Raw genomic sequence first — 255 nt, forward strand, 5'->3', positions numbered from 1 at the left:
GGACCGTCGCCGCGCCGCGCCAGGTAGGGATTGGTACCGTGCTTGGATTGCGTGGGCGGACAATAGACCTCAACCCCTTGATCATGCGCCCACTCGATGTCCTCGGCACGGCCAAAGCCGCCATCGACGAGATGGCGGCCCGGAAGGCGGCCGGTCCGCGCGCGCAAGCGATCCAGCATTGGCTGCATGAGGCCGCGATCGGAACCAATATTGGTCACGTCCAACCCGGCCACGATCTGCTCGCCGGCCGCGCTC

The 255-nt window shown here is 67.1% G+C and carries 1 pseudogene; it reads right to left on the bottom strand.

The window, feature by feature from the left end:
* Positions 1–255 (bottom strand): annotated as a pseudogene (locus FNJ47_RS47105) (IS5/IS1182 family transposase); the annotation flags it as partial.

This window comes from Bradyrhizobium uaiense, assembly GCF_010811875.1.
Taxonomy (GTDB): Bacteria; Pseudomonadota; Alphaproteobacteria; order Rhizobiales; family Xanthobacteraceae; genus Bradyrhizobium; species Bradyrhizobium uaiense.